Consider the following 12,236-nt stretch of genomic DNA (forward strand, 5'->3'; position numbering starts at 1 on the left):
TGATATGCGCGCACCGCTGGCCTTCTTTCTGGGAATACTGATGCTGCTGGGCAGCTTCGTGCCCGAGAATGACCTGGGCGAGCTGGCCAAGCTGCCGCAGCTGGTCGAGCACTACGAATACCACCATTCGGCAGCGGGCGGTGGGCTGAATTTTGGCCAGTTCATCGCCGAGCACTACGGGGCGGGCACCAAGCACTACGCTGGCTGCACCCTCTCGCCGCGCCACCAGCAAGACCACCACAACCTGCCTCTGCGCTGCCACCACGGCTGCGTCACGCTCAGTTTTGTGGTGGCACCAGTCACGCGACTGGTATTCGTGGCCCGGCCCGAAACGGCTGTTGTGCCGACGTACCGTGCCGCCATTGCGCCGCGCTACGCCTTCAGCTTCAGCACCTCGCTGGGCCAGCCGCCCCGAGCCTAACCCACCCGCGCCCCCGGACGCAGTGTGCCCGCGCCTAAACTGGCCCCGGTACCCAAACTCCGGCCCCTCCCCTCTCTTATTGGATTATTAGCGCCTCCCCGGGCCGGCTTTTGGCCGCGTTCGGGCCGGGCCGCATTGCACCGTATTCGTATGATTTCGGCGATTATTAATTTCAGCATCCGCAACAAGCTGCTGGTGGGTTTGATGCTGGCGGGCCTCATTGCCTGGGGCGGATTTTCGGCCGCCAGCCTGCCACTCGACGCCATTCCGGACGTCACCAACAACCAGGTTCAGGTCATCACCCAAAGTCCCGCGCTGGCCGCACAGGAAGTCGAGCAGCTCATCACCGTACCGCTCGAACTGCAGTTGCGCACCATCCCGGGCGTGACGGAAATCCGGTCCATTTCCCGCTTCGGACTGTCGGTGATTACCGTGGTGTTTGAGGAAGACGTGGACACCTACCACACCCGCCAGCTGGTGGCCGAGAAGCTGAAGGTGGCCGAAGCCGACCTCGGCCAGGGCCTGGGCGCGCCGGGTATGGCTCCTATCACCACCGGCCTGGGCGAGATTTATCAGTACACCATCAAAGTCAAAAAGGGCTACGAGAAGCAGTACGGCCTTGCCGAGCTGCGCGAAATTCAGGACTGGCTGGTGAAGCGCCGTCTGGCCGGTGTGAATGGCGTAGTGGATGTGAGCAGCTTCGGTGGCTACGTGCGCGAGTACGAGGTGAGCGTGGACCCCACCCGCCTGGCCGGTGCGGGCGTGAGCATGGCCGAGCTTTACGAAGCCCTGCAGGCCAACAACGGCAACGCCGGCGGCAGCTACCTGGAGCGCGGCCCGCGCGCGTTTTTCATCCGGGGCGAGGGCCGGGCCACCTCGCTGCAGGACATCGGCAACATCGTAGTAAAACCTATGGCCCGGCCCGGCCAGGGCGGCGCGCCGCTGCTGGTGCGCGATGTGGCGGCCGTGCGTTTCGGCCACGCCGTGCGCTACGGCGCCATGGACCGCGACGGCCTCGGCGAAACCGTGGGCGGCGTGGTGCTCATGCTGAAAGGCGCATCTTCGGAAGCCACTATCAAAAACGTGAAGGCGCGGGTGGCCGAAATCCAGCAATCAATGCCCGAAGGCCTGGAAATCGACCCGTTTCTCGACCGCACCAAGCTGGTGGACAAGGCCATTCACACGGTAGTTAAAAACCTGATTGAAGGCGGCATTATCGTGGTAGTCGTACTGCTCCTACTACTCGGCAATCTACGGGCCGGGCTGGTGGTGGCGGGCATGATTCCGCTGTGCATGCTCTTCGCGCTGGGCATGATGCGGACCTTCGGCGTATCGGCTAACCTCATGAGTCTGGGCGCGTTGGACTTCGGACTCATCGTGGATGGCGCCGTGATTATCGTGGAGGCCGTCATCGCCCACCTGCTACACGAGCGTCTCAAAGCCGCCCACGAAACCATGGACGACATCACCGAAGGCGTGACCAACCGGCTCATGAAATCGGCCCTGTTCGGCCAGCTCATCATCCTGATTGTGTACCTGCCCATCCTCTCACTCACCGGCGTGGAGGGCAAGATGTTCCGGCCCATGGCCCTTACGGTGAGCTTCGCCATTCTGGGAGCCATGATTATGTGTCTGACCTACGTGCCGGCCGTCACGGCCTGGGCGCTAAAGAAGAATATCAGCGAAAAGCCTAACCTGGCCGACCGCATTGTGGGCTTTCTGCACAAGCTGTACGACCCCATTATTCGGGCGGCGCTGGGCGCGCGCTGGCTGGTGGTAGGCGTGGCCGTGGGGCTGCTGGCGCTGGGTGGCTTCGTGTTTTCGCGGCTCGGTGGCGAGTTCATTCCGCAGCTCGATGAGGGCGACTTTGCCATGAACGTGACATTGGCCCCGGGCTCTTCTTTGGACGAAAGCATCCTGCTCACAAGCCGGATTCAGCGCATCCTGAAGAGCAAATTCCCGGAAGTGCTGCAAGTAGTGGGCAAAATCGGCACCTCGGAAATCCCCACCGACCCCATGTCGCTGGAAGATTCCGACCAGATGATTATCCTGAAAGACCACGCCGAATGGACCAGCGCCAGCACCCGCGAGGAGCTGGCCAATAAGATGCAAGCTGCCCTGGCCGGCGTGCCCGGCGTGAGCCTGGAGTTCCAGCAGCCCATCCAGATGCGGTTTAACGAGCTGATTTCGGGCGTGAAGTCGGATGTATCGGTGAAGATTTACGGCGACGACCTCGACGTGCTCAAAGCCAAGGCCGATGAGGCCGCCGTCCTCATCCGCCCGCTACAGGGTGTGGGCGACATTAAAGTGGAGCAGATTATTGGCCTGCCGCAGTTGCGCGTGATGTACGACCGCGCCAAGCTGGCCCAGTATGGCCTGCGCGTGACGGACCTCAACACGCTGCTGCAAACCGCTTTCGCAGGCCAGACCACCGGACAAGTGTACGAAGGCGAGCGCCGCTTCGACCTCGTGCTACGTCTTGACTCGCTGCACCGCCGCGGCCCCGACGACCTCAACCAACTCCTCGTCTCGCTGCCCGACGGCAACCAGATTCCCCTCAGCGAAGTGGCCACCGTAGCCCTGAAACCCGCCCCGGCTCAAATCTCCCGGGACGATGCCCGCCGCCGCGTCAATATTGGCGTGAACGTGCGCGGCCGCGACGTGCAAAGCCTCGTGCAGGATATTCAGGGCAAGCTGAAAACCGGCCTGCGCCTGCCGCCCGGCTACAGCATCACCTACGGCGGCCAGTTCGAAAACCTGAACCACGCCAAGGCCCGGCTAGCCATCGCCGTACCGGTGTCGTTGGTACTGATTTTCATGCTGTTGTTCCTGGCCTTCCGCTCGGTGAAGGAGGCGCTGCTGATTTTCACGGGCATTCCGCTGGCGGCCATCGGCGGCGTGCTGGCGCTGGGAATCCGGGGGATGCCATTCAGCATTTCGGCGGGCGTGGGCTTTATCGCGCTGTTCGGCGTAGCCGTTTTGAACGGCATTGTGCTGGTTGCCAGTCTAAATGAGCTGGCCACGGCCGGCGTGTGCAAAATCCGCGAGCGGGTGCTGCGTGCTACGGAGGAGCGATTCCGGCCGGTGCTGCTCACGGCTTCGGTGGCCTCGCTGGGCTTCCTGCCAATGGCCTTGTCAAATTCGGCCGGCGCGGAAGTGCAGAAGCCGCTGGCCACCGTGGTTATCGGTGGACTGATTACCGCCACGCTGCTCACACTGGTGGTGCTACCGGTGCTCTACACCTTCTTCGTGGATGATGACGAGCCCAGCCCCGAAGTAGCCGCCGAAGAAGCTAAAGAGGCGAAAGTCAAGGCCGAAACCGGCGAAGCCTCAAAGTTGGGCAACTCAGACGCTAAAGATTCTGGAGTGGCAGGTGCTTCAACAGTAGCTTTCCTACTGGTAGCCCTAACTGCTCTGCTGCCTGCCACTGCCCATGCCCAAAAGGCCCCTACGGATACCCCACTCAGTATCTCGCAGGCCCTGAGCACCGGCCTAGCCCAAAGCCCGCTGGTGCAGGCCGCCACCTTGCAGGCTCAGCAGCAACAGGCCCTCACCCGCACCGGCTACGACCTGCCGCGCTTGGTGTTCGACTACCAATACGGCCAGATTTCCGGCCCGCTGGCCGACCACAGTTTCAACGTGCTGCAGCAGTCGGCCTTCCCCACCGTATATGGGGCACAGCGTCAGGTGCTGCAAACCACGGCCGAGGCCGGCACCATCCGCGCCCGCGCCCAGCGCCGCGAGCTGGCCCGCAGCATCCGTTCGGGCTACTATAATCTATTGGTGACTTACCGCCTTGTGGCGCTGCTGCGTCGGCAGGACAGCCTCTACCAGCGCGCCGCCCGCGCCGCCCGCATCCGCTACCAGGTGGGCGAAACCAACCGCCTGGAGCAGGTTTCGGCCGAAGCCCGCGCCCGCGAGCTGCAAAACCGCCTCGCCACCCTCCGTTCCGAGCTGCTGGTGCAGCGTCGCCAGTTGGCCCTGCTGCTGGGCCAGCCCGGGCTGGCCAGCATCGACACCACCGCCAGCCCCCGCGCCGTGCTGCTGCCCGCCGATACGGCCACCCTTACGCCCGCCACCAACCCCACGCTGGCGCTCTATCAGCAGCAGCTCACCCTCAGCCAGCAGCAAACCAAGCTCGAAAAGCTCCGCCGCCTGCCCGACCTGCGCGCCGGCTACTTCAACCAGACCATCAATCAGGAAAAGAGTTTCCAGGTGGCGCAGGCCGGTATCGCGGTGCCTTTAATAGGTGGCGCGCAGCGCGCCCGCATTGCTGCCGCCAAAATCGGCGAGGAAGCCGCCCAGGTGCAGCTGGCCTATGCAAATACGCAATTTGGCACCCAGCTCAGCACCCTACGCCAGCAGTTGGCCCGCGCCCAGGCTTCGCTGCTTTATTATGAGAACTACGGGTTGCCACAAGCCCGCCTTATCCTCGACACCGCCGAGAAAAGCCGCCGCGCCGGCGATATCGAGTACGTGGAATACGTGGTGAACACCCAGCCCGCTTGGCAGATTCAGGAAGCATATTTCGAGCAACTCCGGCAGTACAATGAGCTGGTGGCCAATATCCAGTCCCTGGCCGGGGCAGATTCGCAATAAGCCGTCGTGCAGCAAACTGCGAAATACGAAGGCAAAAAATATCACGAAACATCTCATGAAATCCCTCCCCTACATCGCCCTGCTCCCCTTCCTCATCGCCTGCGGTAGCAAAGCCGAAAACGCCGCCGATAAACCCGCCACGTCCCCACCTCGCGCTCCAAACGAAGTTTTCCTCTCCAAAGCCCAGATGCAGGCCGCTGGCATCGAGCTTGGCACCTTCACCCGGCGCGACCTCGGCACCGAAGTGCAGGCCACCGGCCAGATTGATGTGCCGCCAAGCCACCGGGTCTCCGTCACGGCAATCATGGGCGGCTATGTGCAGCAACTCCCCATCCTGCCCGGCCAGCACGTTTTACAGGGCAGCGTACTCGCCACCCTCCGCAATCCCGATTACCTCAAACTCCAGCAGGATTATCTCCAAAGCCAGGCCCGCATCGTATTCCTAAAACAGGAAACCGCCCGCCAGCAGGTTCTCAACGACGAAGACGTAGGGGCGCGCCGCAAGCTCCAGCAAGCCACCTCCGAGCTGCGCACCGAGCAGGCCGCCGCCGGCAGCCTCGCCGCCCAGCTTCGCCTCATCGGTCTGAAGCCCGAGCGCATCACCGCCACTAACATTAAGCCCAGCGTGCCGCTCATCGCGCCCATCGGCGGCTTCGTGAAAGCCGTGCTGGTGAACCCCGGCCAGTTCGTAAACCCGCAGGACGTGCTCATTGAGCTCGTCGACCGTTCCGACCTGCATCTTGAATTAAAAGTCTTCGAGCGCGACATCGCCAAAGTGAAAGTTGGTCAGGACATCCTGTTCCGCGTGCCAGCCCAGGGTGCCAGCGCCCAGCCGCTGCCCGCCACCGTCTTCCTCGTCGGCAAAGCATTCGACGACGACGGCCGCACCGTGAGTGTGCACGCTCACCTGCACGAAACCGGCCCCGATGCCGCCGCTACCGCCGCCTTACTACCCGGCCAATACGTCAGTGCCCGCATCCTCACCGGCCGCACGCCCCAGCGCACGCTCCCAGAGGATGCCCTCGTACCCGGCGGCGAAGTCAGCTACGCTTATTATCAGGTGAAATCTGATGCCAAAGGCAGCACCTTCCGCCGCTTCAGCCTCCGCCCCGGTGCCACCGACCAGGGCCAGGTAGCCGTGCGCCCGCTGGATAAGCTGAGCGATACCACGCACTTGGTTATCAAAGGAGCCTATTTTATCGATGCCGAGCGCAGCAAAGGCCAGGGTGGCGACGAGTAGAGACGCATATTTGCGTCTCGTCGTTGAACGGAATCAGCGCACGATTTCTGCCCGCCTTGTTCAACGACGAGACGCAAATATGCGTCTCTACCGCCCATGATTCTCCTCACCGAACTCCACTACCACCCGCCGGCTGCCCTCTTCGCCGAGCTGCTCCGCGCCGACAGCATCCTGCTCGAAGCCCACGAGCACTACCGCAAGCAAACCTTTCGCAACCGCTGCCTCATCCGCACGGCGCAGGGCGTGCAGCCGCTCACCGTGCCGGTTATTGATGGCAACCGGGCCGAAAAGGTCAGCGTTTCCGAAATCGAAATCGACTACCGCCAGAACTGGATTCACCGGCACTGGCGCACGCTGCAAACCGCCTACGGCAATAGCCCCTATTTTGAGTTTTATGCCGACTATCTGCGCGATATTTACGTAAGTAAACCTGCGTTGCTTTTTGACCTAAATCAGCAATTTTTACGTTTACTGTTGAGGTGTTTCCGCATCACCCTGCCCCTACACCTCACCACCGAATACCACGCCCACTACCCCGCGCAACCTTCTGCCGAGAATTCCGCTCTTGCTACTACCCAGCTTATCGCTGACCGGCGCGACTGGCTGACACCCAAAGCCGCTACCAAAACGCCCGAACCTGACACTCCGGCAGCCTCTGCCCTAGTGCGGCCCTATCCGCAGGTGTTTGGCCCAGGTTTTGAGCCCGGCCTGAGTGTGCTGGACCTGCTGTTTTCGCAGGGCCCGGCTGCCGGCCGCTATTTGCAGTAACCCGTAGATTTCGGCCGACGTTAGGTTAATTAATGCCGGGCCGCAAATTTAGTCCGAACCTTCGCCCGAACCGGCTTGTTTTCAAGTCACATCGGCCCAACCCGTTATTCGTGTTACTTGCCCGACGCGGGGCTTATTTGATTTTTCACTACGTTTATTGGCATGGAAGCTAAATTCTCAAACCGCGTCAAAGAGGTTATTTCCCTCAGTCGGGAAGAGGCCATCCGTCTCGGCCACGACTATATTGGTACCGAGCACCTTTTGCTTGGTATGATTCGGGAGGCCGAAGGCACCGCCCTTGGCCTGCTGCGCAAGCTGGGGGTGAGCATCGATGAGCTGAAATTCTCATTGGAGCAAGCCACCCGCAACACCGCCACCCAGGGCACCAGCATCACCGGCTCGATTCCGCTTACCAAGCAAACCGAGAAGGTGTTGAAAATCACCTATTTGGAGGCTAAAATCTTCAAATCCGAAATCATCGGTACCGAACACCTCCTGTTGTCCATCCTGCGGGACGAAGACAACATATCTTCCCAAATTCTCAGCAAATTCAACGTGAACTACGAAACTGTGCGCGACTCGCTGGATTACCACGGTAACGCCGGCGCGGCCCCGCAAAACCGCACGCCCGATACGGACGACGACGACAACGACAAACTCTTTGGCTCGTCGGGTCCCGGCGGGCGTGGTGCCGGCACCGGCGCTGGTGCCAAGAAGCCTGGCGAAAAATCGCGCACCCCGGTGCTCGATAACTTTGGCCGCGACCTCACCAAATTGGCTGAGGACGACAAGCTCGACCCCATCGTGGGCCGCGAAAAAGAAATTGAGCGCGTGGCCCAAATCTTGAGCCGGCGCAAGAAAAACAATCCCATTCTCATCGGTGAGCCCGGTGTAGGCAAAACGGCCATCGCCGAAGGCCTCGCCCTGCGCATCATCCAGAAAAAAGTAAGCCGCGTGCTCTTCAACAAGCGCGTTGTTACGCTTGACCTCGCGTCGCTGGTGGCTGGCACGAAATATCGTGGCCAGTTCGAAGAGCGGATGAAGGCCGTGATGAACGAGCTGGAAAAGTCGCCCGACGTAATCCTGTTCATTGACGAGCTGCACACCATCGTGGGTGCCGGCGGCGCTTCGGGCTCGCTGGATGCTTCGAATATGTTCAAACCAGCTTTGGCTCGCGGCGAGATTCAATGCATCGGTGCCACCACACTGGACGAGTACCGTCAGTACATCGAGAAAGATGGTGCCTTGGCCCGTCGTTTCCAGATGGTGATGGTGGACCCCACCACGCCCGAGGAAACCATCGAAATCCTGCACAACATCAAGGACAAGTATCAGGACCACCACCATGTGGTTTATACTGATAAGGCAATTGAGCAGTGCGTGATGCTGTCGGACCGTTATATGTCCGACCGTTTCCTGCCGGACAAGGCCATCGATATTCTTGATGAGGCCGGTGCCCGCGTGCACATCAACAACATCGTGGTGCCCGAGGACATTCTCACGCTCGAAGAGCAGATTGAGAACATCAAAGGCGAGAAAAACCGCGTGGTGAAATCGCAGAAATACGAGGAAGCCGCCAAGCTCCGCGACACCGAGAAGAAGCTTCTGGACCAACTCGAAACGGCCAAAAAGTCGTGGGAAGAGGAAACCAAGAAAAAGCGCTACACGGTGAAAGAGGAGAACGTGGCCGAGGTTATTGCCATGATGACCGGCATCCCCGTTTCGCGCGTGGCCCAGAACGAGAGCCAGAAACTCCTCAACATGAATGAGGAGCTGCAAGGCAAAGTAATTGGACAGGAAAAAGCCATCAAGCAGCTGGTGAAAGCCATTCAGCGCACCCGCGTTGGCTTGAAGGACCCCAAGAAGCCGATTGGCTCGTTCGTATTCCTCGGCCCGACGGGTGTGGGTAAGACGGAATTAGCCAAAGTATTGGCTACCTACCTCTTCGACAAAGAAGATGCGCTGGTGCGCGTTGACATGTCGGAATACATGGAGAAATTCAGCGTATCGCGCCTGGTTGGCGCGCCTCCCGGCTACGTGGGCTATGAAGAAGGCGGCCAGCTGACGGAGAAAATCCGTCGCAAGCCGTACTCGGTTATCCTGCTCGACGAGATTGAGAAGGCGCACCCGGACGTGTACAACCTGCTCCTGCAAGTGTTGGACGACGGTATCCTGACCGATGGCCTCGGCCGCAAGGTGGACTTCCGGAATACCATCATCATCATGACCTCGAACATCGGGGCGCGTGATTTGCAGGACTTCGGCGCAGGCATCGGCTTTGGCACTAAGGCCCGTCAGGAGAATATGGATGAGTTGACCAAGGGTACCATCACCAATGCCCTGAAGAAGACCTTCTCGCCCGAATTCCTCAACCGTTTGGATGACGTTATCGTCTTCAACTCGCTGGAGAAAAAGGACATCCACAAAATCATCGACATCAGCCTCAGCAAGCTCCTCTCGCGGGTGCAGGCCCTCGGCTACCGTGTCGAGCTGACGGAAGCCGCTAAGGACTTTGTGGCTGACAAAGGCTACGACCCTAAATACGGTGCCCGTCCGCTGAACCGCGCCATCCAGAAGTATATCGAAGACCCGATTGCTGAGGAAATCCTCAAAGCTCAGGTTGTGCACGGCGACGTTATTACGGCCGACTATACCGAAGGTGCCGAGGAGTTGACCTTCGCCGTGAGCAAGAGCGGCGAGGCCCAGAACCTCGCCAGCGATGAGCGCCCGGCTGAAACGCCGGAAGCGCCCGACGCGGACGCGAAGAAATAAGCAGCAACATCTGCTTTAGCTTGTGATTATTAAAAAAGGCCGGTTCCTGAAAAGGAGCCGGCCTTTTTTGCTATCTGCCTAGTACCTTGCATCTTGATTTCGACCATTATTGTTGAGATTTTGGCAGTCTTACTCCCTTATTCATGAATTTTCTGCAAAGAGCGGCCCTCGCCGGGGCCGGTGCGGCTATTACCAGCGGCGCGATGGCACAGTCGGCCCCGGTGGCTCCCATCAAGCCCAAGGTTTTTACTGATTTTGGCATCACCCGGACTGACAATTACTACTGGCTGAACCAGCCGACTGACCCGACCGTCCTCAAATACCTGGAGGCGGAAAACGGCTACTACGACCAGCAAATGGCCGGGGCCAAAGAAAACCAAAAGAAGCTGGCTCAGGAAATCAAAAACCGCATCAAGCAGGAAGATTCGTCGGAGCCGTACCGCGACAACGGCTACTACTATTATTCGCGCTACGAGTTTGCGTCGGAATACCCAGTGTATTGCCGCAAGAAGGGCAGCGTCATCAACCCGGAGGAAATCCTGCTGAACGGCGACGAAATGGGCACCGGCCAGGCCTATTTCCAGATTGGCGACTGGGCCGTGAGCGACAACAACCAGCTACTCGCCTTTTCGGTGGATACCGTGAGCCGCCGCCTCTACACGCTGCGCTTTAAGAACCTCGCGACCGGCAAAAACTACCCCGAGCGCATTGCCAACACCGGCGGCGAAGTGGTGTGGGCGGCCGATAACAAGACGGTTTTTTACACCAAAAAGAACGTGACCACGCTACTGCCCTACCAGGTGTACCGGCACGTGCTGGGCACCGACCCCAAGGGCGACGCGCTGGTGTATGAGGAGCGGGACAACACGTTCAACGTGCACGTGAACCGCTCGAAATCACGCAAATATATTGGCATTGAGCTGGTCAGCTCGCTGTCGTCAGAGTACCGCTACGTGGAGGCCAGTGCGCCCACGGAGCAGCCCAAAGTATTTGCGCGGCGCGAGAAAGACCATCTTTATCAGGTAGAGCATCTGGGCGATAAGTTTTACATCCGCACCAACTGGCAAGCCCCCAACTACCGCCTGATGACCACGCCCGTGGCCACCACCGGCAAAACCACCTGGACCGATGCCCTGACCCGTCACCCCGAAATATTCCTCGACAACTTCGAGCTGTTCAAGGATTTCCTCGTGCTGAATGAGCGCAAGGGCGGCCTGCGCCAGCTGCGCGTGGTAAGCATGAAGGACAAGCAGGAGCACTACCTTCAATTTGAGGAGCCGGCCTACACCGCCACCATCGGGGTGAACAAGGAGATGGACACGCCGGTGCTGCGCTACAACTACACCTCGCTCACTACGCCGCCGTCCATTTTTGAGTACGACATGGGCACCCGCACCAGCACGCTACTGAAGGAGCAGCCGGTGCTGGGCAACTACAACAAATTCGACTATGTGACGGAGCGCGTGTTCGTAAAATCGCGCGATAACAAGTTCATCCCCATGTCTATCGTGTACAAGAAGGGCACGAAGCTGGACGGGAGCGCGCCGCTGCTGCAATACGCATATGGCTCCTACGGCTTCTCGCAAGACCCCACTTTCAGCGCCGCCCGCCTGAGCTTGCTGAACCGGGGCTTCGTGTACGCGCTGTGCAACATTCGCGGGGGCCAGGAAATGGGCCGGCAGTGGTTTGAGGACGGCCGGATGCTACACAAAATCAACAGCTTCAATGATTTCATCGACTGCTCCGATTACCTGACCAAGCCGCACGAGGCCACCGTGGGCAGCGCCAAAGTCAAACAACAATTTACTTCCCCAGCTACCCTATTTGCCATGGGTGGCAGCGCCGGCGGCCTTCTCATGGGCGCGGTGCTCAATATGCGCCCCGACCTCTACAAGGGTGTTATAGCCGCAGTGCCATTCGTGGATGTGGTCACGACGATGTCGGACCCCAGCATCCCACTCACCACCAGCGAGTACGACCAATGGGGCAACCCCGCCGAGGAGGAATATTTCAAGTACATGCTTTCGTATTCGCCTTATGACAACGTGAAGCGCCAGGCTTACCCCAACATTCTCGTCACCACCGGCTTGCACGACTCGCAGGTGCAGTATTTCGAGCCCGCCAAGTGGGTAGCTAAGATGCGCGCCATGAAAACGGACAAGAATCTGCTGCTGCTGCACACCGACATGGCCGCCGGCCACGGCGGAGCCTCAGGCCGCTTCAAGTCGATTGACGACACGGCGCGGCAGTATGCGTTTATGATGATGCTGTTGGGCAAGAATTTGTAGCGTGTTTGTCATGCTGAGCGCAGTGAAGCATCTGGGAAATGACCTACCACCGTCATTCCTCAGATGCTTCACTGCGTTCAGCATGACAGAACTATCCCAACTCTGCCGTCCGTAATCTACCCGTAACCTCTACCTTTGGCCTCCTATT

At 59.8% G+C, this 12,236-nt stretch carries 6 protein-coding genes; all 6 read left to right on the forward strand.

Annotation, left to right across the window (positions count from 1 at the left end; translation table 11 throughout):
• Positions 1-4 precede the first annotated feature (4 nt).
• Positions 5-421, forward strand: coding sequence for a hypothetical protein (locus tag AAFH49_RS01845; protein ID WP_342295551.1), 417 nt, complete (start codon positions 5-7; stop codon positions 419-421).
• A gap of 150 nt (positions 422-571) precedes the next feature.
• Entirely contained in the window at positions 572-5,020 is a 4,449-nt protein-coding gene (locus tag AAFH49_RS01850; RefSeq protein ID WP_342295552.1) for a CusA/CzcA family heavy metal efflux RND transporter, read from the forward strand.
• Between the two features lie 55 nt (positions 5,021-5,075).
• On the forward strand, positions 5,076-6,260 hold the full coding sequence (locus tag AAFH49_RS01855; RefSeq protein ID WP_342295554.1) for an efflux RND transporter periplasmic adaptor subunit: 1,185 nt from the start codon (positions 5,076-5,078) through the stop codon (positions 6,258-6,260).
• Between the two features lie 96 nt (positions 6,261-6,356).
• Positions 6,357-7,028, forward strand: a complete 672-nt coding sequence (locus AAFH49_RS01860; RefSeq protein WP_342295556.1) for a WbqC family protein — start codon at positions 6,357-6,359, stop codon at positions 7,026-7,028.
• Between the two features lie 162 nt (positions 7,029-7,190).
• Complete coding sequence (locus AAFH49_RS01865; RefSeq protein WP_342295557.1) at positions 7,191-9,800, forward strand: ATP-dependent Clp protease ATP-binding subunit; 2,610 nt, start codon at positions 7,191-7,193, stop codon at positions 9,798-9,800.
• 143 nt (positions 9,801-9,943) lie between these two features.
• Positions 9,944-12,088, forward strand: a complete 2,145-nt coding sequence (locus AAFH49_RS01870) for a S9 family peptidase (RefSeq protein ID WP_342295559.1) — start codon at positions 9,944-9,946, stop codon at positions 12,086-12,088.
• Positions 12,089-12,236 lie beyond the last annotated feature (148 nt).

The organism is Hymenobacter segetis (assembly GCF_038448715.1).
Taxonomy (GTDB): Bacteria; Bacteroidota; Bacteroidia; order Cytophagales; family Hymenobacteraceae; genus Hymenobacter; species Hymenobacter segetis.

Bases quoted from the DNA above. Each gene is read 5' to 3' on its own strand.
- AAFH49_RS01850 (WP_342295552.1), top strand. From the start codon at position 572: ATGATTTCGGCGATTATTAATTTCAGCATCCGCAACAAGCTGCTGGTG.
- AAFH49_RS01870 (WP_342295559.1), top strand. From the start codon at position 9,944: ATGAATTTTCTGCAAAGAGCGGCCCTCGCCGGGGCCGGTGCGGCTATT.
- AAFH49_RS01855 (WP_342295554.1), top strand. From the start codon at position 5,076: ATGAAATCCCTCCCCTACATCGCCCTGCTCCCCTTCCTCATCGCCTGC.
- AAFH49_RS01845 (WP_342295551.1), top strand. From the start codon at position 5: ATGCGCGCACCGCTGGCCTTCTTTCTGGGAATACTGATGCTGCTGGGC.
- AAFH49_RS01860 (WP_342295556.1), top strand. From the start codon at position 6,357: ATGATTCTCCTCACCGAACTCCACTACCACCCGCCGGCTGCCCTCTTC.
- AAFH49_RS01865 (WP_342295557.1), top strand. From the start codon at position 7,191: ATGGAAGCTAAATTCTCAAACCGCGTCAAAGAGGTTATTTCCCTCAGT.